The organism is Citrobacter sp. TBCS-14 (assembly GCF_005280805.1).
GTDB lineage: Bacteria > Pseudomonadota > Gammaproteobacteria > Enterobacterales > Enterobacteriaceae > Citrobacter > Citrobacter gillenii.
In genome coordinates, this window is sequence record NZ_SZWM01000192.1 from 1 (window position 1) to 228 (window position 228).

1 protein-coding gene is annotated in these 228 nt (G+C 58.3%); it reads left to right on the forward strand.

Annotated elements, in window-relative coordinates; genetic code table 11:
- Nucleotides 1-228, forward strand: a 228-nt coding sequence (locus FDX22_RS12065; protein WP_186805295.1) for a sirohydrochlorin cobaltochelatase, incomplete at both ends; no start/stop codon positions are given.

The following is a 228-nucleotide window of genomic DNA, read 5'->3' on the forward strand; positions in this document are numbered from 1 at the left end:
ATTACGCACAACTGATGCTGGCGCTGCAACAGCAGATGCCGGCGCTTGGCGAAAATGAAAAAGTGGTCTTTATGGGGCACGGGGCCAGCCATCACGCCTTTGCTGCCTATGCCTGTCTTGACCACATGATGACGGCGCAGCGCTTCCCGGCTCGCGTAGGTGCAGTGGAAAGCTACCCGGAAGTTGAGGTGCTGATCGAAAGCTTAGGTCAGGAAGGCGTGACGGCGG